This window comes from Argonema galeatum A003/A1 (assembly GCF_023333595.1).
Taxonomy (GTDB): Bacteria; Cyanobacteriota; Cyanobacteriia; order Cyanobacteriales; family Aerosakkonemataceae; genus Argonema; species Argonema galeatum.
Genome location: NZ_JAIQZM010000019.1, coordinates 36,256 through 59,426, shown reverse-complemented (window position 1 = coordinate 59,426; position 23,171 = coordinate 36,256). Strand labels below are relative to the sequence as shown.

22 protein-coding genes are annotated in these 23,171 nt (G+C 43.0%); all 22 read right to left on the bottom strand.

What is annotated here, in order from left to right; all coding sequences use genetic code 11:
• Nucleotides 1–154 precede the first annotated feature (154 nt).
• Entirely contained in the window at nucleotides 155–457 is a 303-nt protein-coding gene (ureA, locus tag LAY41_RS19440) for an urease subunit gamma (RefSeq protein ID WP_249101706.1), read from the bottom strand.
• 64 nt (nucleotides 458–521) lie between these two features.
• Nucleotides 522–1,370 (bottom strand): urease accessory protein UreD, encoded by an 849-nt coding sequence (locus LAY41_RS19435; RefSeq protein ID WP_249101704.1) that lies wholly within the window; start codon nucleotides 1,368–1,370, stop codon nucleotides 522–524.
• 191 nt (nucleotides 1,371–1,561) lie between these two features.
• Nucleotides 1,562–2,887: a photosystem II assembly protein gene (locus LAY41_RS19430; RefSeq protein ID WP_249101703.1), complete on the bottom strand. Its 1,326-nt coding sequence runs from the start codon at nucleotides 2,885–2,887 to the stop codon at nucleotides 1,562–1,564.
• Complete coding sequence (locus LAY41_RS19425; RefSeq protein ID WP_249101700.1) at nucleotides 2,874–3,800, bottom strand: SPL family radical SAM protein; 927 nt, start codon at nucleotides 3,798–3,800, stop codon at nucleotides 2,874–2,876. Before LAY41_RS19425 ends, LAY41_RS19430 begins: the two co-directional genes overlap by 14 nt.
• A gap of 56 nt (nucleotides 3,801–3,856) precedes the next feature.
• On the bottom strand, nucleotides 3,857–5,875 hold the full coding sequence (locus LAY41_RS19420; protein WP_249101698.1) for an ATP-binding protein: 2,019 nt from the start codon (nucleotides 5,873–5,875) through the stop codon (nucleotides 3,857–3,859).
• Between the two features lie 116 nt (nucleotides 5,876–5,991).
• Nucleotides 5,992–7,788: a sensor histidine kinase gene (locus LAY41_RS19415; protein ID WP_249101694.1), complete on the bottom strand. Its 1,797-nt coding sequence runs from the start codon at nucleotides 7,786–7,788 to the stop codon at nucleotides 5,992–5,994.
• 95 nt (nucleotides 7,789–7,883) lie between these two features.
• Entirely contained in the window at nucleotides 7,884–8,066 is a 183-nt protein-coding gene (locus LAY41_RS19410) for a hypothetical protein (RefSeq protein WP_249101691.1), read from the bottom strand.
• Between the two features lie 33 nt (nucleotides 8,067–8,099).
• On the bottom strand, nucleotides 8,100–8,798 hold the full coding sequence (gene urtE, locus LAY41_RS19405; protein ID WP_249101688.1) for an urea ABC transporter ATP-binding subunit UrtE: 699 nt from the start codon (nucleotides 8,796–8,798) through the stop codon (nucleotides 8,100–8,102).
• Between the two features lie 152 nt (nucleotides 8,799–8,950).
• Nucleotides 8,951–9,187 carry a hypothetical protein gene (locus tag LAY41_RS19400; RefSeq protein ID WP_249101684.1) on the bottom strand — a complete coding sequence of 79 codons (237 nt, stop codon included), beginning with the start codon at nucleotides 9,185–9,187 and terminating at the stop codon, nucleotides 8,951–8,953.
• 51 nt (nucleotides 9,188–9,238) lie between these two features.
• Nucleotides 9,239–9,409, bottom strand: coding sequence for a photosystem II assembly protein Psb34 (gene psb34 / locus LAY41_RS19395; protein ID WP_249101681.1), 171 nt, complete (start codon nucleotides 9,407–9,409; stop codon nucleotides 9,239–9,241).
• Nucleotides 9,410–10,033: 624 nt separating this feature from the next.
• Nucleotides 10,034–10,702 carry a DUF4833 domain-containing protein gene (locus LAY41_RS19390; protein WP_249101678.1) on the bottom strand — a complete coding sequence of 223 codons (669 nt, stop codon included), beginning with the start codon at nucleotides 10,700–10,702 and terminating at the stop codon, nucleotides 10,034–10,036.
• A 459-nt stretch (nucleotides 10,703–11,161) separates the two neighbouring features.
• Nucleotides 11,162–11,395, bottom strand: coding sequence for a hypothetical protein (locus LAY41_RS19385; RefSeq protein ID WP_249068913.1), 234 nt, complete (start codon nucleotides 11,393–11,395; stop codon nucleotides 11,162–11,164).
• A gap of 43 nt (nucleotides 11,396–11,438) precedes the next feature.
• Nucleotides 11,439–12,320: a hypothetical protein gene (locus tag LAY41_RS19380; RefSeq protein WP_249101677.1), complete on the bottom strand. Its 882-nt coding sequence runs from the start codon at nucleotides 12,318–12,320 to the stop codon at nucleotides 11,439–11,441.
• Between the two features lie 315 nt (nucleotides 12,321–12,635).
• Complete coding sequence (urtD, locus tag LAY41_RS19375) at nucleotides 12,636–13,391, bottom strand: urea ABC transporter ATP-binding protein UrtD (protein WP_249101674.1); 756 nt, start codon at nucleotides 13,389–13,391, stop codon at nucleotides 12,636–12,638.
• A 91-nt stretch (nucleotides 13,392–13,482) separates the two neighbouring features.
• Nucleotides 13,483–14,658: an urea ABC transporter permease subunit UrtC gene (gene urtC, locus LAY41_RS19370; RefSeq protein WP_249101866.1), complete on the bottom strand. Its 1,176-nt coding sequence runs from the start codon at nucleotides 14,656–14,658 to the stop codon at nucleotides 13,483–13,485.
• 659 nt (nucleotides 14,659–15,317) lie between these two features.
• Nucleotides 15,318–16,478 carry an ABC transporter permease subunit gene (locus tag LAY41_RS19365; RefSeq protein WP_249101672.1) on the bottom strand — a complete coding sequence of 387 codons (1,161 nt, stop codon included), beginning with the start codon at nucleotides 16,476–16,478 and terminating at the stop codon, nucleotides 15,318–15,320.
• 116 nt (nucleotides 16,479–16,594) lie between these two features.
• Nucleotides 16,595–17,920, bottom strand: coding sequence for an urea ABC transporter substrate-binding protein (gene urtA, locus LAY41_RS19360; RefSeq protein ID WP_249101669.1), 1,326 nt, complete (start codon nucleotides 17,918–17,920; stop codon nucleotides 16,595–16,597).
• A 183-nt stretch (nucleotides 17,921–18,103) separates the two neighbouring features.
• On the bottom strand, nucleotides 18,104–18,937 hold the full coding sequence (locus tag LAY41_RS19355; protein ID WP_249101668.1) for a M48 family metallopeptidase: 834 nt from the start codon (nucleotides 18,935–18,937) through the stop codon (nucleotides 18,104–18,106).
• Complete coding sequence (locus tag LAY41_RS19350) at nucleotides 18,938–19,633, bottom strand: TIGR00266 family protein (protein WP_249101667.1); 696 nt, start codon at nucleotides 19,631–19,633, stop codon at nucleotides 18,938–18,940. It abuts the gene before it with no gap.
• A 99-nt stretch (nucleotides 19,634–19,732) separates the two neighbouring features.
• Entirely contained in the window at nucleotides 19,733–20,410 is a 678-nt protein-coding gene (locus tag LAY41_RS19345; protein ID WP_249101664.1) for a TIGR00266 family protein, read from the bottom strand.
• Between the two features lie 19 nt (nucleotides 20,411–20,429).
• Nucleotides 20,430–21,095, bottom strand: coding sequence for a TIGR00266 family protein (locus LAY41_RS19340; protein ID WP_249101661.1), 666 nt, complete (start codon nucleotides 21,093–21,095; stop codon nucleotides 20,430–20,432).
• Nucleotides 21,096–21,188: 93 nt separating this feature from the next.
• Complete coding sequence (locus LAY41_RS19335) at nucleotides 21,189–23,015, bottom strand: peptidoglycan-binding protein (protein ID WP_249101659.1); 1,827 nt, start codon at nucleotides 23,013–23,015, stop codon at nucleotides 21,189–21,191.
• Nucleotides 23,016–23,171 lie beyond the last annotated feature (156 nt).

Here is a 23,171-nt window from a genome sequence, read left to right as displayed (position 1 = left end):
ACTAATCCTTAATCAGCAACTACTTTCATCCAAAAAGAGCCTGGTACTCTGTTGCAATCGTAAACATTAATATTTTCTAATAAAACTGAATTTTGATAAGGGGCGATCGTCGCCTACATTTCCAATCGTTCGCTAACATTTAAGCATTCCTTTTTTATCGAATTGGATTGTGAACTGTAACGAGTTTTGTCCCATCAGGGAAAGTTGCCTCTACTTGCACTTCATGCACCATTTCTGGCACCCCTTCCATCACTTCTTCCCGCGTCAGCAGAGTTGTGCCATAGCTCATTAAATCTGCTACTGTGCGGCCATCTCTGGCACCTTCCAAAATCGCTGCCGAAATATACGCCACTGCTTCTGGGTAATTCAAAGTTAACCCTCTTTGCTTGCGTCGTTCTGCTAATAGGGCAGCAGTAAAAATCAGCAGTTTGTCTTTTTCCTGTGGCGTGAGTTGCATGGTTAAACTGTTTTTTAGTTTCAGATACAATACCATTTAAACTGTATCAGATTAGCTGAGCGTGTCAAAAAGGCCAAACTCGTGGCACACAACTGGGACGTCCCAAAAAGGATAGGCGCAACAGATGCCAAACATCTTTAAACCAGTTTCTCACCTCCGTAGTCGAAGAGCCACGATAGCGACACAGTAAGCCTGATGCCAGCCTGGTGACTCCGGCTTCGCCTCTTGTAGGATCGGCGTTTCGATCGGCCCAAAGCATTCTCGCTTTTTGCACTATTTCTGGTGGGACCGATCGGCCCACCCAAGCGAGACTGGCTGCGATCGCTTCTCCACCCAATCCGTGCGGACTATCGATAATTTCTGACCCTGCTGGTAACCATTGTCTGTCAATCCACAACGGTCTTTTTTCCTGCCAAACTTCCGTATGACTGCGCCAATCTCCCTCCAAAAATTTCTCGCCTCTAGCAGTACGTCCAAATCGCGTAATTTCCCAACCCAACCAAGTTGCGCCCGGTGCTAATTCTACTCGCAAATCTTGCCTATAAACCGCCCCGTTAAAAACAATTGTTTCCTGCGGTAACCACTCCAAACAAGCACCAGCATCGATTTGCATCTTAATAGTTTGTCTGGCTTCTAACCCGTTACTGCGATAAATTTTACTAGCGGCAGCTGTAGTAATTAAAGCTTTGGCATTCGGTTGGAGGTGAAAATCGAGAGATAGCCTGTCTCCGCCTACAACTCCCCCAGCAGTATGCAGAATTACGCTATGACAAACATCTGCACCCTCTGGATAAAAAGGGCGTTGGATTTTCAGAGGTGCTTGGGATCTAGCGTGAATTAGCTGGGTATTCCCAGTGCTAGAAGCATACACTAAATTGAGGTTGCCATGCCATCCGGTTGAAACTTCAATCATTCGTATTTTATTCCAAAATTTCCACTTTGCTGCAATTCTTCTATGTAAATGTGAATCTCATTATTTTAACAATTATTTTCAAAATTAACTAAATCGTTCGGAAAGTAAAAAGCCTCAAACGCACAAGCATCATCACCATCATCACGATCGACCTTGGATGATCGGTCATTGATAGGCGGATCTTACTCTCATTATCTTTTCGCCAAAATTACATAATCATCCAGTGTGTAGTTAGCGTCATACTTTAATTTGACGTACTGACGTAAAAGTGGACTCATATATCTTTGACCAGCTAAATTTTCGCGTGCAAACTTTCCGAAATCAGCAGGTGAAACAGGTTCTCTTCTATCCCTTGATGTGAGGTATTTGTACCAAACTAAATTCAATCCCAGATCTTCAACAAATCTTTTAACAACACTTTCTTCCTGACTCCGACTTTCACTTTGCCTAACTCCATATGGCATAAATAACTTCTTCTCCTGCACTATCAACAGTACATGACCGTTCTCTTTCAGGCAATTGGTAAATATTTCGTTATAAACAGCTTGAGATTTATTCCGCCTTTCTGGATCGGAAAAGAAACAGTGAGAAATTACCACAAAATCAAAGAAATCAGGTGGTATTCTTCTCGAATCCTTATCATAATCGAAAATGCTGGAAGTATCGAAACGAAAATAAGCGTTTGTGGCTGTTTCTTGAGGCTCTATGTATTTTCGCCAAAACTGAAGTCCTCGGTACTGGAAGGCTTTTTGTTGTTCCAGAGAGTAGTATGAAACGTGCATTGGAGGTATGGCAAACAAGCTACTACTGCTCTGTAGCAATAAAGCAAGTCCGTAAGCAACTGTACCTGGGCCAGCAGCAATATCAAGAATGTTGATATTAGTTGGTAGTAACCCAGACTTGTAGATGAGAAACCAAGCTAGATAAGCACAATAAACGTTATCTAAAAAGTATCTCATCAAGTAGACGTGGGGACTTAGCTCAAACCTGTATTGCGGGTCTTGCCCACTTTTTAGCATGGTAATATCTTCAATTGCATCATCTAGTAAAGATTTGAAATTACTTTTACGACTAAGTGAACTAAACTCTTCTTTGATAAAGTCAGCTAGGTTCTCCTCAAAGTCATCAAAAACACATCGGTCAATTCCCGTGCATTGGAGCATATTTTCATCATGCTCAACCAATTTAAAGTTTTGTGATATAAATTCGATAAACTCTGGTTCAGGTGCTAATAGATTAGCAGGTTTGCCAACTTGTTGATTTGGCTCTAATTCTTCAAGCTGCTGGCGGAATTGACTGAGTTGTCGATATTGTGCGGAGATTTGTTGGCGATAGTCCCGCGTGGTTTGTTCAAACTGTAGTTTTTCTTTATATAACTTTTCGGGCCATGATAGTCTTGCACCAGCACTTTGTATTTGCCGTAACAGTTGATCTGCAAGGATCGTGTTACCTTTTTTGAGGGCGGCGCGAAACTGATAAGAACGCCACCAATTTTCTATAGGATTATTCGTAGCCAAATCCTTGCTTACCTTCCTTAATTTCAACGCTAGGCAGCAGAGACACTAAGTTCTGCTTAAACTTGAGGTAGTTTACTCGCTCTTTATCATACCACCAAGCGTATTTTTGCTTAATATCCAAAGCTTCTTCGCGTGTCCCTGCGACATGGGAACGATTTTGGCTAGCGTGAAATTCCTGAATTACTACTCGATCGACAATTTCTAGTTTTTGGATAAAAGCCACCTCGTCATCTGGAAAGGTGGGAAGTAGCGGTGTCACTGTAACAGAAAATCTCACATCGTGGTTTTGATCGCAAGGAATATTGTGGACCAATTTTCCAATAGCGTTGAGTCTGGCTGGAATGCTAGGCGATCGCGGCTCAAAATCTTTTCTAACTGACTCGCTACCTGTAGGAATGCTCATATTAATCCGCAAACGCCGAAACTGTTGTAAAATATCAATATCCCTTGTAATCATAGGACTGCGGGTTTGAATCACAAGGGTAGGTTGATACTTCACCATCACCTCTAATAAGCTTCGAGTTAGCTTTTGTTTGGATTCGATGGGCTGATAGGGATCGGTGACGCTACTCATGTAAATACTGGGATATTTATCTAGGTTTTTCTTGTGCCATTTTTGCAACTCTTTTTCTAATATTTCAACTGCATTTTCTTTGATAATTACCCAGTTTCCCCATTCTTCTCGCATTTTAGGGTTAGCGCTAAATGCGGCAGCATAACAGTAGCTGCATCCGTATTGACAGCCTCGATAAGGGTTTAGGGTAAAATCATAATAATCGATAAAGCCCGTTGCTTTGTTGAGTATTGATTTAGCATTATTTGCATAGACGTTAGCATTGCCGAATTTTTCCTTGACTGACATTCTGGATTTGCTTTCCCAATATTGTTTGAAACAAGGAGCATTAGTACTCATAGTTATTTTAAATTCTAACATTATTTTATTATTCTAGAGTGTGAGCATTTACCACCCTACATGGTAGCTTTAATAGGCAGCGCGATCGCAAACTCCGCTCCCTGCCCCGGTTCCGAAATTACATCAATACTACCTCCGTGTTTTTGAATAATTTGATAGGAAATGGAAAGTCCCAAGCCAGTCCCTTTACCTACTGGCTTTGTTGTGAAAAATGGATCAAATATTTGGTATTTTATATCTGATAATATACCAAGGGCGTTATCCTTAATTCTAATACAAACTTGATTCGATCCTACAACTTCAGTCTTAATAAAAATCTGTTTAAATTCTCGATCTTTCAGGTTTTGCAGTTCATCAATTGCATTGCTGATGATATTCATAAACACCTGATTTATCTGTCTGGGATAGCACTCTATCATCGGCAGATCGCTGTATTGCTTAATCACCTGAATATCTGGATATTCTTTGTTTGCTCTCAAGCGACTTTGCAAAATTAATAAGGTGCTATCCAATCCTTCATGGATGTTAACAAGCTTCATATCTGATTCGTCGAGTCGCGAAAAGTTTCGTAAAGATAGGACAATCTGACTGATGCGATCGGCCCCTATCCCCATTGAAGATAAAATTTTCAGCAGATCGGTTTTCAAGAAATCAATTTCTATTTCTTCAATATGCTGTTCAATTTCAGGATCTGAATAGCGTTGCTGGTAAAGATGTATTAGAGCAAGCAAATCTTGCGTGTAGCGACTGACATGACTGAGGTTAGCGTAGATAAAGTTAATCGGATTGTTGATCTCGTGAGCAATACCAGCAACCAGTTGACCCAAACTAGACATTTTTTCAGTTTGCACCAATTGAGCTTGAGCCTTTTTGAGGTCTAATAATGCTTGAGAAAGTTGTTCGGCTTTGCTAGAAAGTTCTGAATTTAGCTGTTGCAATTGGTCGTGAGCTTCCTGCAATTGCTGATTTTTTTGCCAAAGTTCTTCTGTGCGATCTTTGACTCGTTCTTCTAGCATTATCCGAGCTAATTCTAACTCTTGAGTACGTTCGGCTACCCTCTGTTCTAAATTGCCAATGAGCGCTTTTAAAGCTTGTGCCATCTCTTGGTAAGCATTAGCTAATTGCCCCACTTCACCACCAGAATTAATACCGGGAATGGGAGCATCTAAATCTCCAGCAGCTAGAGTATTGCTACGCTTTGCTAATTGGTTAATCGGCTCGGCAATTTGTTTTGCTAGTAGGCGAGCGATCGCGACCGAGAGTATGGTTGCAAGCCCCAAACCAATCCAAATCACGCGATTGAGGAATAAGGATGCTTGCTGAAAATATTTGGACGCAATCTGAATTTTAGCGATCGCGACAGGCTTTCGTCTAGAAATAATAGGAGCATAGATCGTATTATGTCCAGATTCCGGTTCGATGCGGTATACTGATTGATTTTGTTTAATTGCAGGTAACACGATAGCCGTTAAATTACTTTTCTCCCAAATGTCACTGCTAGTTTTGTCAGTGCTAGAAAGCATTAACTGCCCGGTGAGGGAAATAATTTCGAGCTTGGTAGTGGGTTGGGAGAAATTTAAAAACTTCCTTAACCAGGCGTCATTCAGTGTTTGCCCGATTATTAAAGTTCCAGGTGAGTTGCCCTTACCGTCGGTTTGGAAGATGGGCGCACTCACTAAGATTAATAACTGGCTAGAGCTAAATGTAACCAACTCCTGTTGTGGTTTTTTTTGGTTGCTTAAAGTGGCAACCCTCTCTTTTACCGCAGTCGATCGCAAAGCCGTTCCCCGTTCTCCCAGTATTTCCCCAAAGCGACTTAACACCTGCACGTTATCAACATCCGTGGAAAAAATTAATTGATCGGTAATCTCGCTCTTAATCCAGGGCCGATCGGGCTGCCGAACGCGGTTATATAGATCTGTCCAAATTGCATAGCCGTTGGCTAAATCTTGCAATCCCTTCCCAGTGGCAGCTGTGTATCCCCGGAAGGCTAGGACTTGATCGTCGAGTCGAGTTTTTTCCAAATCAGTCAGGGGTTGATACACAAATCGCCAAGCGGCGCTGAACACCAACATAACCGGCAGCAAAGATGCCCCAAAGGTAAAAATTAGAATTTTGGGTTGGATCTTTTGTAAAATCCCTGAGATTTTTGATTCAACCTTCTTACATTCCACTATAAATTTGGCGAGCGCTAGGAATACATTTTAGAGTAATCTGCTTTGATTGGCAAAGAGATCGCAAACTCAGTTCCTTGTCCTGGCTCCGATTTGATTTCAATTCTGCCCTTATGCTTTTCCACAATCTGATAGCAGATGTAAAGTCCCAGTCCGGTGCCTTGGCCTACTGGCTTAGTCGTGAAAAATGGATCGAATAGCTTGTTTTTTATCTCTCGTGAAATACCGGAACCATTATCCCAAATCTTTACTAAAATTAGGTTAGCGTTAACCTTTTCTGTCCTAATCGCAATCTGCTTGTTGGTTGGCCTTTCCGTAGATAGCAGTGCATCAACGGCGTTAGAAAGAATATTCATAAACACTTGGTTTAGCTGAGCCGGGTAACACTCAACCAAAGGCAAATTACCGTAATGCTTAATTACTTCAATATCATTCTTAAGCCGATGATTAAGAATTACCAGAGTGCTGTCAATTCCGGCGTGGATATTAACAGATTTCATTTCTGCTTCATCCAGCCGGGAAAAGTTTCGCAAAGACAAAACAATCTCACGGATGCGATCGGCCCCCATTTTCATTGAAGATAAAAGTTTGGGCAAATCTTCTGTCATAAAGTCGAGGTCTATTGTATCAATCTGGTTTTGAATTGTGGAGGTAGAATTGGGGTACTGCTGCCGATATAGCTGTACTAATTTCAACAATTCTTCTGTGTAGTCGTTGGCGTGTTCGATGTTGCCGTAAATAAAGTTAATTGGGTTGTTAATTTCATGGGCGACACCTGCTACCATTTGACCAAGAGAGGACATTTTTTCGGTCTGAATCAGTTGCGCTTGTGCTTGATTTAGTTCGTCAGTGTAAGTGGCAATCTGTTTAATCAATTGATTGAGAGAAGTTGCTAGAATTCCAATTTCATCTTCACTGGTAACTGGTGCTTGGAGGTTAAAATTAGATTCCTGAGCGACTTGCTGGGCTACTTTAGTAACAGCTTGGAGAGGACGAGCGATCGCACGACTGGTATAAAATGCCAAAACAGCCGCTAGAGCCCCTGACAGACACATACTCGCCATTGTAATCCAGAATCGCAGCGCCGAAGCCCGCTTCAGAATTCCCGCTCCTTGGTTTTCTTGAGATCGTGCAGTATCGATGAGCCTGCTTAACCGATCGGCAAGGCGATCGAACTTGATCGACACCTCGCCGCTGATAGTCCTCAACAGCACCTGCTGCGCCCCCTCAATCTCTTCTGGCTTTAAATCCGAAACATTGATTTCCTTTAAAATGTATTTGACTAGCTGAGAATAAGATTGGGTTGTGTTTTCGTAATCGTTCAACAAGGCTATTAACTCGTTTCTGTTTGCTGCTAAACCGTTAGGATTGCTGTCAGCAAAGTATTTAATTCTAGTTAACAGAGTCTTAGAATTGGCAATATTCCGATCGAATTCCAAGACTTCATATCGCAACCAAACAGAATTTCCCAGTACGGGAACCAGCCGTTGTTGATGCAATCGCGCCTCTAGAGAGGTATTTCTTAATTGATTGAGGAGATTGTGTTGTTCGTTGGCATAAGTTAGATGCTCCTTTGCCTGTTTCTCGTAGTATTCTCCAGTTACTAACCCCGCAACTGTTCCGAGAATAGCAATCCCAATTGCCAAGGCATAACCATAGCTAATTTTCTGGTTGATTCGCCAGCGACTTATCAGTCGCAAGATCCCTTTAGGGGGATGTTTTAGGGTATTAATTTCGCGCTCTCGCTCTACTTTATAGTTAACCGCCCTACTTTCTTCCCTAGAAAGGAAAGTGTTAGCCTCTTTAAGCTGCACAGAACAAAACTCCTCGCCTTAGCAAAGATCGGCCAAGTTAACCTGGCTTTTAACTCACATGACAAACCCAGGACTTACCATGATTGTTGGCGCTTTTACCCTAGATGTAGTGGCAATTCATGAATTGCCCCTACAGATGTAGTAAATGCGGCGATCGAATGCGTAAGTCCTAAAACGGATAGTTGCGATCGCATTGCCATATCAGCTAGCCTAACCTTCGGACACTCGGTTTTTAAACTATTTATTAAATTGTTGTAATTTTGTATTTTATTATACATATTACTATGTAGATAAATTTTGCCGATCGAGGGCTACACAGCCAGAAACCTTTGAATCACATCGTGACTGAGTTCGCTAGTCGCGCCAGAAGCGACAATGCCGCCCTTTTGCATAGCATAGTAGCGATCGGCTTGCCGCACAAAGTGTAAGTGTTGCTCAACTAACAGCACAGAAATGCCCGTGGATTGAACGATTCCCCGCACTGCTGCTTCAATTTCCAAAATGATCGAAGGTTGAATGCCTTCAGTGGGTTCGTCGAGTACGAGTAACCGGGGGCGTCCCATCAAAGCGCGTGCGATCGCCAATTGCTGCTGCTGTCCCCCGCTCAAATCCCCACCCATCCGAGAAAGCATCGATTTCAAAACTGGAAATAGGGCATAGATTTCCTCTGGAATTTCCTGGCTGTTGGCGCGTTCCCGCCTAGCCTCCAAACCCAGCAGCAGATTTTCCTTCACCGTCAAACGCGGAATAATCTCGCGTCCTTGGGGGACATAGCCAATTCCCAGCTTTGCTCGCTTATCGGGGGATTTGTCTGCGATCGACTCACCCCCAAAAATAATATTACCCCGGCGCGGTTTGAGCAAACCCATAATCGTTTTCAGCAGAGTAGTTTTGCCCACCCCATTACGTCCGATCAGGCAAACCATCTCCCCAGCAGGCACACTCAAATCAACATCCCGCAGAATGTGACTTTCGCCATAGTAGACATTTACACCAGAAACTTGCAGCATATCAATTTTGGATTTTAGATTAAAGAATTTTGATGTTAACAATATTGAGAATTATATATCTATCTGGTTCAAAATTATGGGTTCCTAGCCAAAAAAAAGATAAACCCCAGCCTCTAGGCTGGGGTTTTATGAATACCCCCATGACTGTCACTCTAAAATGAGCGGAAGAAAAAGGAGCCCGCGATAACTGATACGACAACAGCTATCAAAACGTTGTTGAAGAATGCCCCTACTTCCGGGTTATCGCCCAGCGCTGCATCATCGCGACCGGCGGTAAAAAACAGCGCCCAAGCTTGGTTAGCAGAGATGCTTGCAAAGTTATTGAACTCGCTATTAAAGATAGTAGCGGCAGAAACATAGCTCCGCGCAATGTCAAAGTCAGTTTTCATCTAATATCTCCTGGATTTCTTTACGAAAAAGCGATTAATTATACAAATCACCTACCCGACAGCAAACGCAGTCAAAATTACAGCACTCAGCAATGCTAGAGCTGCTACACCCTGAAACAAGTAGCTGCGCTGCTGCTGTTGGGTTGGGTATTCTGCAAAATAAATCTTTGGTTCCTTAGCAAAGTTGTTCAGGATGCCTCTTTCTTCTGTGATGTAGCTCATGTCTGTTTCCTTTTTGTAACCTTATGTAAACTAATGTAAACAATTTGTAACAAAGTGTCAAGGCAGAAGCGATAAATTACCATAAAGATTCCTTGTGTAAGTAATAAGTATTGCTTATCTTTACGCCCGGAGAACGCTAACCCGCACAAGCTCAAAACCTGTGCGGGTTAGCGTTCCCTGTAAAGTGGACAGTGCCACTTATCCCTGTCAAGAGATTTTTTCCAATTCGGATAAAATTTAAAACCCTTATTCTTTTGTAGGATGCGTTAGCGTCAGCGTAACGCACCTTCTCAGAAAATTCTGGTTGAGCGTAGCCATTCTCAAGTGATGTCAATACTATATATAGTGTTTCCATTTGAGATGTAAACAATGGTAGGTTGGGTTAGACGCGGTAATTAACTTAATAATGCTCACAGATAAGTCTTTGACCGCGTCGTAACCCAACATTCACTATTAAATATGTGTTCACGACTCATTTGAAAACGCTATATATAGCCACCGATGAAAGTCGGTTAGGACAACTCCAACTCTTACCTCTAGTCCTTCCATCCCTTACTCCGTAACCATTTTCCCTCTTCCCTCAACGCTCGCCCCTAGCTATAACTAAAAAAATAAAATCGGTACTTAAAGACCAAAGCGACAATCCGAACTACATGAAATTACTTCTTCATCTTTAGTCGAACTGATGAGTGTAAGATTAACTAACCTCCCCCCTATCGTACCGCCAGTAAACGGGTTTCTCATAATATTACTTAGAAGAATCTGCAACCTGGATAGTTGCATTGGCTTGCCATTAATTGTAGTAAACGCTGAAGCTTGGCAACTTCCATTATTCAACTTTACAGATCTGACTGTGATTAATTTTTGAATACCTCTAGTTTGAAAAGCATTTAGAATGATCTCTACCCTTTGCCCAGAGACAGACTGGCTGAAGATTCCGTAACCTGGTTCTTCTAGTTGCATAAGTTCCCCAGTTGTTCCATTTTCCTTATGCCAATATACATATACTGGCTTAGTTCCCATTGGCAAACAGTTTTCGTTTAGTCGTATCCCATAATGCACTTGATTGCCATTATCATTCTTCGATATATGAAAAAGGCTTGGGATGTCATTTGCCAGTAAAGGTGACGCGACGGACAACAATATTAAATGGCTAAAGGTAACTATAGCGAATTTATTTTTGTGTTTGAACATGAGTAAATATGCTCCCCCGTGATTGGTATATCGCCCAAAGTCTGATAACTTATATACCGTGTTGGCATTTGAAGTAGCTGTAAGGTCGCTACCTGTCATCCATTTTTTTAGCTTGATATGATGCTACTATAAAAACCACCTTCCAGTTAAGCGCCTCAAGAGGTAAATTGGCCTTTGTCCACACAAGCCCAACTGGCTCTGTCGAGTTTCAACAATATATTTATTACACAAAACCAGAAAGAAGATTCTGTCTTCGTTTACAGGAAGTATCGCCCTTACAGAAATGAGGACAGATCAAAAGGTCATGGATTGGAGCAGCCCTACTTCTAATTTTTATATCCTCTAACCAGGTAGTGACGATCGCTCAATTACAAAGCCTCGCTATTGCAAGTGCCCAGAGGCTATGGGGTAACACTCACAGCCGTAGTTGCCCTCAAGCCCAACTTTGGGGTCACTGCCATGTTAGTGCGACCTACGCTACGGCATCTTCATCACTCTTGAGACTCCCAATCTTGGGGTAGTGTTAGGGTCAAAGCTTTGACCCTTCCAGTCAAAGCTTTAATAGACGCTGCCGCAGCGGGATTGCAGTTCGGCTTCAGACACTCCGAAACTTTGTTGCCGACAAAGCAGAACCTGGGCAGCACGTTGCTGGGCATAAATTCGATGCGTAAACCAGCCCAGGGGTGCGCCTGCAAGGATGCCGAGCCCAAGGCCGATCAGCAGGCTGGAAACCAGATTTTTCCTAGTGATGCGCTTCGCGCTACGCTCAGGTCTAACAGTTGTATCTTGCATATAGCTCCTAACTCAGAATGACTACTCTTAACAACAGCAAACTCTAAATTGATCTGCCATCTCTCCAATTGCGGATATCCTCTACTTCCATATTTTGAAATTGAGACAGAGAACGTTGCAGCAATTCTACATTTTGTTGAAGCTTAGATGCCGAAGTATTTTCCAAGTCTGCCACAAACTTCGCTAGCTCCTTAGCCGAGCCAAGAGATTGTTGATACCACTGCTGGACTTGGGCTGCCATATCTACAGAGAGTACCTGAAGGTTTGTTTGAATTCTCGTTTCTATCTCACGAACGGCTTGCTGTGAATCCATCATCATTAATGTAAGAGATGGAAAAAACACAAAAGCAACTAACAAATTCAGAAGTATGTTTCGCAAAGATAGGGTAGTTCTGACTCCTTGTAAACCAGTCCAGTTTTGCTGCGAGCAACCGAGGATAAACAGATTGGCAACAAGAGCATTAAAAATGCCGTTGATAGACTGTTTAAACATTAACAGCAAAAGTTGGGTCAGATCTACAGGTAGAAATGTGGAGTAAATAATTACAACCATAGGCATACCCACTAACAGCCAGAACATTCCATCCAACAGCAGTATGTTCTGGTTGTGCCGACGCAGGAACATTCCGACAAACAGAGTTTCACAAGTGAAGATGATAATGCCGAATGGATGCTCCCAAGCAAAGTAGGTGTAGCTGCTGGCAATGAAAGCTGCTGCTGTTCCCCACCAAACTCCATATATGCGTACAATAATCAACGTAGCTATACTGCCAAAGAGAAAATCAACTCCAAAGAAAATTGGAAAACGAAAGAAATTTCCCGTAAACCCTGCTGCAATTAATAGAACCAAGAGCAGCCTTGCTTTCAGATGAATGAGTGTTTGGTTAGGTTCTAATAACCATTTCTTAAAATGAAGTGCTTTCATAGGTTTTGCTATTTCGGTCTACCTACTACACATCTACACTGGCTGCTGCGGTTATTTCTTATTCGTCAACAATACTTAAACTGGAGTTCCCCCGCAGGGTGAACTCCAGTTTAAATGAGATTAAAAGTTATTCTTGACAAGATGCGTTTGCCCTGGAACATTGGATGCGCTGACCGCCTCGTCAGTTATAGCAACCTTCTTGGCAGTTAGGGCAACTCCAACTCTTACTTATTTTCCAAATCCCTTACGGAGTAACCTTTTCCCTCTTCCCTCTTCCCTAGCCCCTAGCAAGAAAGCCCCTAGCCCCTAGCTATATCACTCCTCAGTTTCCGACTGTTGGCCCAAATACACCTCAATTACACGCGGATCGTTCTGCACCTCCTCAATAGTCCCTTCGCACAGCACCGAGCCCTCGTGCAGCACCGTCACCTTCCGGGCAATTTGGCGCACGAATTCCATATCGTGTTCAATCACCACAATGGAATGACTTTGGGCTAAGGCGAGTAGCAACTCCCCAATGTTATAAGTTTCTTCATCAGTCAAACCGGCGACTGGTTCATCAACAAGCAACAAATCGGGCGACTGCGCCACTAACATCCCAATTTCTAAACGTTGCTTTTCCCCATGAGAAAGCAACCCAGCTTTGAGATCCGCTTTGGCAGTTAAGCCAATTGTTTCTAGTAAACCTGCCACAGTACGCTGTTCGCTAATAGAGAGACTCCCAAACAGAGTAGAAAACACATTTTTATTGCGATTGCAGGTAAGTTCCAGGTTTTCGCGGGGCGTCAGGTTGAGGTAAATTCGCGGAGTTTGGAACTTGCGACCAATTCCCAAACGAGCGATTTGATGTTCGGAAAGGCGTTGAGTATTTCGCCCTTTAAACATCACTCGTCCCACAGTTGGTTGGACTTTGCCGGTGATTACATCCAGGAAGGTTGTTTTGCCAGCACCGTTAGGGCCGATCACTACGCGCAATTCCCCGGCGTCCATACTGAAATTCAGGTTATTTAACGCCTTAAAGCCATCAAAACTTACCGTTACGTTTTCAGTTTCTAATATTTTTCCGCTCATTGGTTATTAGCCATTGGTCATTGGTCATTGGTCATTGGTAATTTCAGATTGAATTTAAATCTGAAATCTAAAATCTAAAATCTAAAATTGCCTAGTCCTCAGTCTCTAATTCTTCCCGTTCGATCTGTACTTCCGGGTTTTCTTCTAGGCTGGGATATGTGACTGCGTACTTGCGGATTCCGAATAGCGATCGCACCTTTTCAATTCCCTCAGTTCGCAGCCAACCCACCACACCATCGGGAAGCACCGTTACCACAATTAGGAAGAGTGCGCCTTGGAAAAATAGCCAAACTTCCGGGAATTGTTCGCTCAAAATACTCTTGCCAAAATTTACTGCGATCGCACCCAGCACCGCTCCCACCAAACTAGCCCGACCTCCTACCGCCACCCAAATTACCATTTCGATCGAAAAGGCAATATCCATCGCTTTCGGCGAGATCAGACCAGTTTGCACCGTAAACATAGCACCCGCAATTCCAGCCAAACCAGCAGAAATCGCAAACACTAACACTTTAAAGCCCGTGGGGTCGTAACCTGAAAAACGGGTTCTCGGTTCATCATCGCGGAGAGCAATTAATAAGCGTCCAAACCGTCCGCTTGTCAACCACCGACAGAGAGCATAAGCACCTGCGAGCAAAAGCACTGTGAGCGTGTAAAAACCAAACTGCGTTTGATTATTGCTCACATTAGCTCCCAACAAAGTTTTGAAATCCGTTAACCCATTGGTGCCATTGAAAAGTTTCTGCTGCCCGTTGAAAAAATTGAAAAATACAATCGTTGCTGCTTGCGTCAGTATCGAAAAATAGACACCCTTGATGCGGTTGCGAAATACTAGATATCCAAGTACTGCACCTAGCACTGATGGTATAATAAATACACCTACCGCAGTCAAAGGGAAAGAATAAAACGGTTTCCAAAACCAAGGCAATTCTGTTACCCCGTAAAGGGTCATGAATTCCGGTAATTGAATGCTAGCATCAGCAGGAATTTGCAATTTCAGGTGCATGGCTAGGACATAACCGCCCAGGGCAAAAAACACGCCATGACCCAAGCTAAGCATTCCCGTATATCCCCAGATTAAATCGATGCCCAGGGCGACAATTGCTAAAGCTAAAAATCGCCCTAACAAGCTGACGCGAAATGCTTGCCCTAAGACTGTTAGTAGGGGTGGCATTATAAAGATGAGGATGAATGCGATCGCTGCAACAACAACCGCTTCAATTAAAAGCGATCGCTGCTGTTTAGTGAGCGATCGAGGTAGTTGCATGGGAGAGTCGGATATTGGCACAGTAGTAGAGTGGGAGAATTGTTTATTTCTTGCTTTTTCCCTTTCTGACTTTCTGACGCGAGGATAGTGGTATATTTTCCGATTTTTCCACTTTTCCTCCTCAGACATTTCCTCTTTTTCCGGAGATATTTGCGGAGGAGATGCGGATATCGGATCGCTGATATGTGGTGAGACTGCTTGTTCTGTTACCTTTTCCCTATCTGAGTTTTTTTCGCCTGTAAAATTGGATATTTTCGGATTTTTTCCGTTCTCTTCCGGCGGTATTTGCTGTTCTTCTAATGGCGGTATTTGCGGAATATCTGCGGATATCTGCTCATTAATATCTAGTGAGACTGCTTGCTCCGTTACCTTTTCCCTATCTGACTTTTGGCCGCCATTCAAGCTGGGTATTTCCCGATTTACCCCATTTTCTTTCTCTGGCATTTCCTGTTCTTCCAATGGAGATATCTGCTCAGAAGATGCAGTTATTGAATCATTGGTATCGGTTGCAACTTCCTCCGTTCTCTCGTTCTGCTGTTCTGACTTTCTGACACGAGGAAAGTGGTATATTTTTCGACTTCTCCCGTTCTCCTCCTCTTTCATTTTCACTTTCTCCCTATCTTTAAAAAAGCTTATCTCTTTTTAAAACTCAAAACTTTTTAAGCATCAACCGTTCGTCCTTTTTGTGGGAAAATCCCAGCCGGACGCACTTGCAGAAACGCAATAATCAGCGCAAATACCATCACCTTTGCCATACTCGTTGTGGCAAAGAAATTGAAAAAATCAACCAGAGGCGGTATCGGAGTTAGCAGCGAAGCCAAAGTTCCAGAACCGATAATATAATTGAGCGTACCGATCGCCATTGCCGCTACAATACTGCCCACCAGCTTACCAACACCGCCCACAACCACAACCATGAACGTATCCACAATGTAGTTTTGTCCCGTGTTTGGCCCCACAGAACCCAACAAACTCACAGCACATCCAGCTACCCCAGCTAAACCAGAACCAAGCGCAAATGTGAGAGCATCAACTTTTTGGGTTGGAATACCAAGACAAGCACTCATGGTGCGATTTTGGGTTACCGATCGAATTCGCAATCCCCAGACAGAGCGTTGCAAAAATAGATAAATACCGACCAGGCAAATAATCGTTAATGCCATGATAAACAGCCGCGCATAAGGAAGTTGAAAATCCCCCAAAGGTAAACCGCCACGCAACCATTTGGGTGCAGTTACATCAACATTTTGAGCGCCAAACCAGGGTTTATTTACTGCGAGTTTAAAAGTTTGGCTTAACAATGCGCCCGTAACCGCAGAAATCGCTCCCGAAAGCAATAACATCACCGCTATTACCAAATTGCGAATTCGCTCAAAATCCGGGCGGCGAGATAGAATCCACAAAGCACCAAAAAATAGGATGCAAAACAGAGCAATTTCAATTACCAGCACCCAACTTACACTGCGGACAAACTGCTGCAAAATTAGGCTAACCCCCCACGTTGCCAGCAATGTTTCTAGGGGTCGCCCATAGAGATACCGAATCACTCCCCGCTCCAAAATTAACCCTACAACAGCCGCCACCAAAAATGCCATAGGCAGAGCAAACAAGATATAGATTTCAAACAAAGGGCCGCCGATAATTTTGAAACCATTTTGCACCACAAATGTTGTGTATGCTCCCAGCATCATTAATTCGCCGTGAGCCATATTAATCACACCCATCAAACCGAAGACAATAGCTAGTCCCAGCGCTGACATTAATAATACAGCGCCTATGCTAATGCCGTTAAATATGCCATCAAATAATCCTGCTAGCACACCTTTCCTCCCGCGATTTTATTCTCGTGACTTTCTTGTTTCTCGTGACCAGGTTCAACCTGGTCACGAGTAATGGAGGCATCTCAAATCTAGTAGGCGTACATTGCTCAGCCTACTTAAGTTTTGTATTTACCTCCTTTGGCAGGATCTGACCAGTCACAGGCATAGCCCTTGGTGTCAGCAACGTATTGATTCCAAGGAATTGGCTTAACGGCTTCCTTGCTTGCATAAACAATCTTAAACAACCCATCTTCCCCAACTTCACCAATCCGCACAAACTTGGACAAGTGATGGTTATTGTCTAAGGTCACTTTACCTTCGGGGGCATTAAATGTTTGGCCTAAAGCAGCTTTTCGCACTGCTTCTATGTCTGTTGTCTTAGCTTTCTCAACTGCCTGCTTCCACAGATAGACCATGATATACGCTGCTTCCATCGGGTCGTTGGTTACCCGTTCTGCACCGTATTTGGCTTTGAAAGCTGCCACAAACTTTTGGTTTTCAGGTGTATCGACAGTTTGGAAATAATTCCATGAAGCGTAGTGACCTTTGAGATATTCAACACCAATGGCTTTGACTTCTTCTTCAGCAATACTTACAGACATCACAGGATATTTATCTGGCCCTAATCCTGCACCTTGCATCTGTTTGAAGAAGGCAACGTTACTATCACCATTGAGTGTGTTAAAAATGACTCCGCCTTTTGGCAAAGCTTGTTTTATTTTGGTGATGATCGCAGTGACTTCTGTATTGCCCAGAGGTAAGTAATCTTCACCAAGTGTTTTACCACCTTTAGCTGCCAGTTGTGCTTTGATAATGGTGTTGGCGGTGCGCGGAAATACGTAGTCAGAGCCAACTAAGAAGAATTCTTTGCCCTTATTTTGCAGCAACCAATCAACGGCTGGCTCGATTTGCTGGTTCGGTGCAGCGCCGGTGTAGAAAATGTCTTGAGAACACTCCTGGCCTTCGTATTGCACAGGATACCAGAGCATATGTTTCTTTTCTTCAAAAACCGGCAACACAGCTTTGCGGCTAGCAGAAGTCCAACAGCCAAAGACGGTAACAACTTTATCCTGATCGATTAGTTTTTTGGCTTTTTCTGCAAAAGTAGGCCAGTCCGAGCCACCATCTTCGACAACTGCTTGAATCTGCTTACCCAAGACGCCACCGGCTTTGTTGATCTCTTCAATTGCCAGTTGTTCGGCATCTACGACACTTTTTTCGCTGATCGCCATCGTGCCGCTGAGAGAGTGTAAAATTCCGACTTTGATGGCGTCTGTTCCAGCAGTGCTAGTAGCTGCGACGGGAGATGTGGTTGCTGTTGGACTAGCTGGAGTGGATGTAGTCGTTGGGGTGCCGCCGCCACAAGCTTTCAGAAGAAGACTGGTTCCAAATGTGGCTGAACCATACAAAAGAAATTTACGCCGATTAAATCGCTTTGTCATGCCGTTCACTACTCCTTGCACAATCAGCTAAATGATAGATACACTTAGCCGACATGATATACTATTACTCTTTACGTTTTAACTATAAGTGTTGGCTGATACAAAAAATTAAGTTGTTGGCAAAGTTTGTTTTTATAAGGGAAATGATAAAAACCCTGTGTATGAGAGGCCGGGGAGTGTCAATTAAGATTTTTGTTGGGCTAGTGTGGCTGGAAGAGGCGATCGCGTACCGACACCATAATTTTGCTGTTTAATCAATAGCTCCAACTTGGCAACGCGATCGCCTGGTGCGGGATGAGTTGACAAAAACGCTAAGTTAGTATTTCCTTTTTCCATCAACCGGGCGAAAAAATCTGTCGCTCCTGCTACATGACCGTAAGTTTGCTGCAACAAGGTCAAACCGAACTCATCTGCCTGAGTTTCTTGAGATTGGGAATAATGCGATCGACTCACAGCTTCCACACTAGCAGCAGCAGTCGATCGTAACCAATCGGCATCACCGATAAAATAAGCGATCGCTATTTTCAGCAGCAAAAATCGCCCCAAACTGCGTAAATGATCCCGATGAGCAAAATGACCTAACTCATGCCCCAACACCATCATCAACTCATTTTCAGATTTCGCCCCTGCCACTAAACCAGAGTAAATGACAATAGCATCCCCCGGTAGCGCCAAAGCATTCACCGTAGAATCTGGAACGTACAACACTCGATAATTACGTTCCTTTCGCTGCTGTGCTGGCAATTTAGTTTCCAATCTTTCCAGCAATTGATTCAGCGTATCTTGTGCAGGCGAAGGTTTAGCTAACCGCTCAAAACTAGGAACAAACACAGCACCTAACTGTCGTTCCGCACTGGGAGGAATCCATCCAATTAAGCTATCCGCTAATAATCCCAACAACCAAATCATGACGATAATAAACCCAACAAACACTCCCAAAAGAGTTAGTAACTGGCGGTTATTGGGCGGTGGATTGCGACTGCTGTAAGGGGGTTCGCTTGGAAAAGAAGAAGACATTTAATTACTCTTAGTTGGGCGGAAAGGATTTAAGAAATTGATCAGACCGTAAATCTCGCGAGACTGAATCCATAAACGTCCGCGACCCTTGAAGCGACAGACCAATCCCTCACCGCCTAAAATACCAGTTTTTAGCCCTCTAAAGGACAATCCACCCAGCATTTCAGCCTGGTAATTTAAAGTATCTTCAAACGCCACAATGTAACCAGTATCTACTACATAATCACCGTCTATAGGAATTTCTACAATTGCTCCATAGGAACTAAACCAGATATCGCCTTGCCCAGTTGCCCGCAGCAGAAACAAAGATTCACCGCTAAAAAATCCTTTAACTCCTTGAAACTTCGTATCAATTTCAACGGTTTGGCTGGCAGCAACAAAACCAGAAGATTGAATCATCAAAGCATTACCATTGAGATAGTAATGCTGCACATCTCCTGGAACTCCAGGCGAAAGGTATAACTGCCCAGCTTTTCCTTCCGCAGTAAACTCGCTCACAAAAAACGATTCACCGCTCACCATTCGACCAATACCTTTCATTAAACCCCCTTGTACTTTCGATTTCATTTTAATCCAGGGGTCCATTGCCGCCATTGCGCCAGATTCTACCAATACTGTTTGATTTGCCTTCAAGTCTAGACGTAGAGAAGCATAAGCAGGCGAATGCTCTACTTTGTAATCAATTTCATTAGTCATTAGTCATTAGTCCTTGGTCATTAGTAATTGGTCATTTATCATTAGTAATTTCAGATTTGAAATCTCAAATCTAAAATCTAAAATCGGAAATTCTCCCCCTTATCTTGGCGGTAGCTGAGAGCCAACCAAACTACCGAAAGCCCCTGGATTATGGGTTTGGCAAAAAACTTTGCCCTGACCTTGAAAATGACAAACTAATCCTTCTCCACCTAAAAACGCACCCACCCAACTAGAACCTGACTTGGTAATTTTAAAGTTCAGACTCTTTTCAAAAGCAACAATATGTCCGGTATCAACAATATATTCACCATCCACGTCTACTTCATAAATACCACCGAAGGAAGTGAGCAATACAGAGCCAACACCGCTGATATTTAACCAAAAAAGTGATTCGCCTGAAAATAAAGATTTAAAGCCTTGAAATCCCAATTCAATATCAACATCTGATTCGCTAGCCAGATAAGATGTTGACTGCACGACTAACCCATTACCAGTCATTTGATATTGCAAAATATCTCCCATTAGTTTGGGGGCGAGAAATACTTCACCCCCAGCGATAGGAGAACGAAAAACGCTTAAAAATAGGGATTCGCCAGCAACTAAACGTTTAAGTCCGCCCAGAATTCCTCCTCCTTTGCCTTGTCGCAAAGTGGTGCTGGCATTAATGAAGCCGCTCATGGCAATCATGCAGCCAGCTTCTGCAACTAATTCTTCTCCGACTCTCAAAGTAATGCGAGCGATCGCGCTATCTGGTTGATGCAAAAGTTCTACATTCATTTATTGACAACCTCAACTTTTAAAACACTTTCGGACGTAAATACTTAACCAAACCACCAATGCTGCGAGACTGTAAATAAATCTCTCCTTCCCCAGAAAGTCGATTAATCAATCCTTCGCCCGATGTTACAGAACCAATCAAGCCACCAGCTAGCCCAATATTCATCTTAATTCCTGGATCGTAGGCAACCAAGTGAGAAGTATCGACAATAAATTCACCATTAATGAGTTTTTTTGTAATACCACCATAAGCACCAAAAAACACCTGACCGTTACCATTTAATTTCAGCTTAAACAATCCTTCTCCTGATAGCCAACTCTTGAAACCTGCCCACTGAACGCTCATTTTTACACCTGGACTGTGGGCAATGTATGCACCAGGTTGAAAACAAATTTCCCGCTCGCCCCGCAGTTCGATACAACCAATGTCGCCAATAGCTGATTGCGTCAATACTAAATTTAAAGTTCGCTTAGTTTGATTGGTAAATACATTGACAAATAAGGATTCTCCACCAAAAAACTTCTTAAGCAATCCTGAGAAAAAGCCACCTGAAAATTCAGTTTTCATGGACAGCTGAGCATCCATACTCGTCATTGCTCCTGCTTCAGCTGTCATACTCTCACCGGGACTTAGAGTAACAAAGATAGCAGCAAAGGCTGGTTTGTAGCGAATTTCATATTTCACTGGTAAATCTTCTCCTTTTGGCAGATACCAATATCTGTCAGTTTGGCAGATATTTTTCCAGTGTCCAGATTTCTTTAAAAAAGTATATAAATATCAAGCCAGTTCCTCCGTCACGACTCGGCGCAGAATCTCTGTCACTTCTGCTGCCATTCTGGCATCGAGTTGAACTGCATCGCGACTAGCCCCCCGCAAAGCCATGCTCACAGTTCTCAATTTAGCAGGATTTCCTTCCGCTTGGGGAAGTTCATCGACAAATTGTACCAGCGCTACATACACAAATTCATACCTATTTCTGCTACTGCTGTAACCATTACCCAACTTAGAAATAATTACTGGCGAGCCGATCGAACCTGACAATCCTAATGTTTTGATGGCTACATCAGCGTAGCGACAAGCATCTGTACCCATCGCTCTAACAATGCTTTCAAGACTTACCCATTGTGCGTTGGGAAACCTTGCTGCCTGAGTTATGTGATGATGCCATCCTAGCATAGAAATAAATCGAGTTAAATCGTAGGTCGTTAAGAGATTTTCTCCTGTTGTTCCCTCTGATGCGGGAATTAGCAAAACTTTTCTTTTTTTTAGATCGTAGACTTCTGGGCTATAAATAAAAGCAGGTTCGCCGTAGCTGCCACGGAAATCCGAATTAGGATTGCCGGTAATCTTTTTTACCCAATTTTCCAATCCGGGACGAGTCTCGAATCGTTTGAACATAGCAGCCAATGAGTTGGAACTGGCTATGCGATCGCCATAACTTACCACATCCCATACTAACTCATAAAATGGCAGATCTCTTTTGCGTCGATCTCGATCTCTAATAACACAATTGTCGATATCTGTATCAGGTGAATTTGCATTTACTTTACATAGAACATTGAGTATAGGTATGATTTTAGTACTACTCCAAAATTGACCTTTTGTAAGTGCATTTTTTCCTAACCAGTGTGCTTTAATCTTATTTTCTACAAAACTGCCAACGCAAACACACGCCTCTTGAATATCTCCATGCAGAAAGTCTAATCCTTGCTGGTCAATTTGTGGCATTTTTCCCACTTCTGGATAGGGACTGAACGTTACTGTTTTGTCAGATCCTTTCAGCACAACTGTTTCCCCGTAGGAAACCACGTTATTATCAGGCTTTGCTTTGAGACGCTCTGGATAATCTTTAATATCTTGTTTGTATGGCGAATTTTGAACACCTCTATATAAAAACGCTAACTTATCAGCGCTGGCATTCATGTTAATCTCTATTTTCATCAAATCCTTAAAAATTTGCACCCTGTCTTTTGCTTGTTCTAGCTTATTCACTGTAATAGGAATCGGCTGATTATCTTTGTTATTTGTTGGCTCGGAAAAGGGACTGATTTGTTTGCCATCTATGGCTTGCATTATAACTTTAGTAACTTTATTTTTCGCATCAGCCATCGCCTTGGCAATCAACCTTCCAGCAACAACTTTTGCATTGTAAGGCTCTGGTGCGTACCACTGTCCGCCAAATGCGTCCGCCCATTTATCCCAATTGGCAATGAGTTTTTCCACTTCTTTATCAGCGACTTGCGTGCTTTTGAAGATTGAGTAAAAAGCTGCCACCGCCTCATCATTATTCACCGGGTTGACAGCCGGGGTAACTGGTGCTATTACCTGTTTTCCATCAAGGGCAAGTGCGATCGCATCAGCAACCTTGAATTTGGCTTGTTCTACCTCTTCTAGAAGCTTCTTACCAGTCAAAATTTTGGCGTTAGTTTCAGTAGGATCAAACCACTGGGCATCAAAGGCAACACTCCACTTACTCCAATACACCTTCAGTTTTAACGCCGCATCATCAGCCGTCTGTGGATTATTGTGGAAAAGCGCGTTGAATTCAGCCTGCCCCTCACTATTGCTAATCGTGCGCGGTTCAAGGATAGATGAAGTTGACATAAGTACCGCCTTTAGATCGATAATTGGATAAATCTAATTCTTCATTATTATCAACGATTGTGTCCGCCAATCAGGTAAAATACGAGAATGGTTTTGTAGAAATATGTTTACCCAGCGGCAATTCAATCTAAAATCCAAAATCTAAAATCTAAAATC

Bases quoted from the DNA above. Each gene is read 5' to 3' on its own strand.
- LAY41_RS19380 (WP_249101677.1), bottom strand. From the start codon at position 12,320: ATGAAAGCACTTCATTTTAAGAAATGGTTATTAGAACCTAACCAAACA.
- LAY41_RS19425 (WP_249101700.1), bottom strand. From the start codon at position 3,800: ATGAGTACTAATGCTCCTTGTTTCAAACAATATTGGGAAAGCAAATCC.
- LAY41_RS19385 (WP_249068913.1), bottom strand. From the start codon at position 11,395: ATGCAAGATACAACTGTTAGACCTGAGCGTAGCGCGAAGCGCATCACT.
- LAY41_RS19420 (WP_249101698.1), bottom strand. From the start codon at position 5,875: ATGTTGGTGTTCAGCGCCGCTTGGCGATTTGTGTATCAACCCCTGACT.
- urtD (WP_249101674.1), bottom strand. From the start codon at position 13,391: ATGAGCGGAAAAATATTAGAAACTGAAAACGTAACGGTAAGTTTTGAT.
- urtA (WP_249101669.1), bottom strand. From the start codon at position 17,920: ATGACAAAGCGATTTAATCGGCGTAAATTTCTTTTGTATGGTTCAGCC.
- LAY41_RS19410 (WP_249101691.1), bottom strand. From the start codon at position 8,066: ATGTATAATAAAATACAAAATTACAACAATTTAATAAATAGTTTAAAA.
- ureA (WP_249101706.1), bottom strand. From the start codon at position 457: ATGCAACTCACGCCACAGGAAAAAGACAAACTGCTGATTTTTACTGCT.
- urtC (WP_249101866.1), bottom strand. From the start codon at position 14,658: ATGCAACTACCTCGATCGCTCACTAAACAGCAGCGATCGCTTTTAATT.
- urtE (WP_249101688.1), bottom strand. From the start codon at position 8,798: ATGCTGCAAGTTTCTGGTGTAAATGTCTACTATGGCGAAAGTCACATT.
- LAY41_RS19390 (WP_249101678.1), bottom strand. From the start codon at position 10,702: ATGACAGGTAGCGACCTTACAGCTACTTCAAATGCCAACACGGTATAT.
- psb34 (WP_249101681.1), bottom strand. From the start codon at position 9,409: ATGAGCTACATCACAGAAGAAAGAGGCATCCTGAACAACTTTGCTAAG.
- LAY41_RS19400 (WP_249101684.1), bottom strand. From the start codon at position 9,187: ATGAAAACTGACTTTGACATTGCGCGGAGCTATGTTTCTGCCGCTACT.
- LAY41_RS19435 (WP_249101704.1), bottom strand. From the start codon at position 1,370: ATGATTGAAGTTTCAACCGGATGGCATGGCAACCTCAATTTAGTGTAT.
- LAY41_RS19355 (WP_249101668.1), bottom strand. From the start codon at position 18,937: ATGTCTTCTTCTTTTCCAAGCGAACCCCCTTACAGCAGTCGCAATCCA.
- LAY41_RS19345 (WP_249101664.1), bottom strand. From the start codon at position 20,410: ATGAATGTAGAACTTTTGCATCAACCAGATAGCGCGATCGCTCGCATT.
- LAY41_RS19335 (WP_249101659.1), bottom strand. From the start codon at position 23,015: ATGTCAACTTCATCTATCCTTGAACCGCGCACGATTAGCAATAGTGAG.
- LAY41_RS19350 (WP_249101667.1), bottom strand. From the start codon at position 19,633: ATGACTAATGAAATTGATTACAAAGTAGAGCATTCGCCTGCTTATGCT.